We start from the raw sequence: 882 nt of genomic DNA on the forward strand, positions 1-882 counted from the left end.
CTGGTTAGCGAGGGGCAAATAGAAGGACCTGTCGGTGGTTTGCACGGGTTCCGGATTAATGGCACTCCGGTTGTAGATAAAAATGGCAACCCCAACATTCATGGCGTTACTGTGCAATGGCGTGCCGGTACTCAAGCCCAAGAGCCGCTCAGTGATTACCCGTTTATTGAAAGCGAAATACCCGTTGGTGTTGAAGTCAAAAAAGACACACCCATTTTACGGTCGGTATCTAATCAGGATGTGGATAGAATCAGGTTTACAGTGGGGGTTAGTCAGCTCGTTAAAACTGATGGTAAGGGCAATCAGAGTAACAGCTCGGTACAACTGGCTATCGATGTGAATGAAGGGGCTGGTTGGTACAATGCAAAGACCATACAGATAACCGGTAAAATCAGTGGTCAATATCTGGAAGCCCATACCATTGACGCCCCCAAGAAAAAACCATTTCAAATCAGGGTGACTCGCCTAACCGATGACAGCCAGAGCGACCAGCTCCGCAACGGTACGATATGGGCCAGCTATACCGAAATCACTGATACCCTGATGAGCTATCCTAATAGTGCCGTGGTAGGTATGCGCATTGACAGGTCATTGTTTGCTGACACACCCAAGCGCACGTATCACATTAAGGGCATGATTGTTCAGGTTCCTGATAATTATGACCCTGAGACCCGCACTTACTCCGGCGTATGGACGGGGCGATTCAAACCCGCATACACGAATAATCCGGCATGGATTTTCTACGATCTGGTGACCCATACACGTTATGGCATAGGGAAGTTAATGGGTTCATTTGGCTGTGAAAAATTCGCCCTGTATGCGATTGCCCAGTATTGCGATCAGATGGTGCCTGATGGTTTTGGCGGAATGGAGCCACGTTTC

General features: G+C 48.5%; 1 protein-coding gene. It reads left to right on the plus strand.

All coding sequences use genetic code 11. The features are described 5' to 3' along the window. Positions 1-882, plus strand: an 882-nt coding sequence (gene gpJ, locus Xbed_RS18855; RefSeq protein ID WP_139837563.1) for a TipJ family phage tail tip protein, incomplete at both ends; no start/stop codon positions are given.

This window comes from Xenorhabdus beddingii (assembly GCF_002127545.1).
GTDB classification, from domain to species: Bacteria; Pseudomonadota; Gammaproteobacteria; order Enterobacterales; family Enterobacteriaceae; genus Xenorhabdus; species Xenorhabdus beddingii.